This window comes from Vibrio sp. 970, from assembly GCF_033339075.1.
In genome coordinates, this window is the sequence record NZ_JAWOTW010000743.1 from 1 (window position 1) to 535 (window position 535).

At 45.4% G+C, this 535-nt stretch carries 1 protein-coding gene; it reads right to left on the reverse strand.

Annotated features, from left to right (window positions below):
* Positions 1 to 203: 203 nt before the first annotated feature.
* Positions 204 to 535: hypothetical protein (locus R7Q11_RS28955; RefSeq protein ID WP_140947509.1), on the reverse strand; the 332-nt coding region annotated here is incomplete at its 5' end.

Consider the following 535-nt stretch of genomic DNA (forward strand, 5'->3'; position numbering starts at 1 on the left):
TGTTGTCTGCACAAGGCTCTGGTTGTACGTCCATGCAACACGCGACAACACAGTTCCCTTATGCACTGATTGGTATTGTTGCAACCGCGATTTTCTTCTTCATCATCGGTTAAGATTAGCCCTAAAAGCAAAGCCCTGCTCACCAATGAGCAGGGCTTTTTAGTTTGGCGAAACATCCGAAGCGGAAACAGGCAGAATCTCAACTAAACCTGCACCGCTTTAATATGCTTGATGATACTGGCGTAAAGTAAGGCATACCAAACGATGAATGGCAGAACATCGACGGACGAGCTCACCACAATGCCATCCTCAGGCATCACCGTCATGTAGTAGGCAAGCAAAAATACAGATATCGGAATCAATAACGTACAAAACCGCACTGACACAACAAAGCTAATACTAAAGTAACGCCCAAGGAAATCCGTACCATGTTCGGAACCATTGGCCTTATACGCCCAGTACGTACCAAACAAGACAATCAGAATATAAGACACAGATTCGACAGCATCCCATACATTTTGTGGTTCGAGTGGCG